Raw genomic sequence first — 255 nt, 5'->3', positions numbered from 1 at the left:
GCTGCGTGAAATCAGCCTGCAGGCCCTTTTCTTCCACCAGCGCCCAGAACGCCTCGGGGCTGCGGCGCACCAGGCGCAGCAGCGTGTCCATGGCCTCGGACTGGGCCACGTCATCGTTCTCGTATTTACTGAACGCCACGGGCCCGCCGCCAAACAGCTGGGCTGCCTGGGCCTGTTTGAGCTTGTATTGCTTGCGCAGTGCAGCAATTTCATCGCCCGTCAGCAAGCCATCGACCTGCTTGCGAAACGCCATCA

The 255-nt window shown here is 62.4% G+C and carries 1 protein-coding gene; it reads right to left on the bottom strand.

Annotation, left to right across the window (positions count from 1 at the left end; translation table 11 throughout):
- Positions 1 to 255: type II TA system antitoxin MqsA family protein (locus NFX52_RS31555; protein WP_252636045.1), on the bottom strand; the 255-nt coding region annotated here is incomplete at both ends.

This window comes from Acidovorax facilis, assembly GCF_023913775.1.
Classification (GTDB): Bacteria; Pseudomonadota; Gammaproteobacteria; order Burkholderiales; family Burkholderiaceae_C; genus Acidovorax; species Acidovorax facilis.
This window is presented reverse-complemented; position numbering and strand designations above follow the sequence as displayed.